The organism is Pseudomonas sp. IT-P171, from assembly GCF_949767765.1.
GTDB lineage: Bacteria > Pseudomonadota > Gammaproteobacteria > Pseudomonadales > Pseudomonadaceae > Aquipseudomonas > Aquipseudomonas fluorescens_B.
In genome coordinates, this window is record NZ_CATKQN010000042.1 from 1 (window position 1) to 328 (window position 328).

Below are 328 nucleotides of genomic sequence, written 5' to 3' on the forward strand. Positions count from 1 at the left end.
CTGAGTCAGGGCGGGGTTATCGGGATCGGTGCCGTAGGTGAGGTTTTTTTCGTAGACGGTCAGTTCGCCGCCCGCCACGTCGAGGCCGTTGAGGGTGACCGGGTTGTTGATACAGCTGTTGTTGACGTCGATGGTGAGGGTCGTGGTGCTTTCGTCACCGTCGTTGTCGCGCAGGGTGTAAGTGAACACGTCGGTCGCGCCCGGGCCGTTCACGGAGTTCGGGTAGCTGTGGTACTCGGCGTTGCCTTGGGCGTCCAGGGTCAGGTAGCCGTAAGTACCGTTGATCTGGGTGTTGAGCCCGCCGTTCACTGGCGTCGAAGTGTCCGAG

The 328-nt window shown here is 61.6% G+C and carries 1 protein-coding gene; it reads right to left on the bottom strand.

The window, feature by feature from the left end:
* On the bottom strand, positions 1 to 328 hold a 328-nt coding region (locus ACM6I5_RS19860; protein ID WP_414884492.1), incomplete at both ends, for an Ig-like domain-containing protein.